The sequence below is a fragment of the Bacteroides sp. UBA939 genome (genome assembly GCF_002293435.1).
Classification (GTDB): domain Bacteria; phylum Bacteroidota; class Bacteroidia; order Bacteroidales; family Bacteroidaceae; genus Bacteroides.
On sequence record NZ_DBDF01000236.1, the window covers coordinates 1 to 216 of the forward strand.

The following is a 216-nucleotide window of genomic DNA, read 5'->3' on the forward strand; positions in this document are numbered from 1 at the left end:
AAGAATCCGCGCTCGTCCGCGTTATCCGCGTTCATCCGCTTAACCCGCGTCGTCCGCGTACCCATTCTCACCGCTAAATTCTCATTTATAACGAAACACTTATGAATAATGCAGGCTAAAAAACCGGTATTTTCACCGCATATAGATGGTGTTTACACCGCATATATATGGTCCGCGCACGGGATATATATGGTTCACGCACCGCATATATCCCGT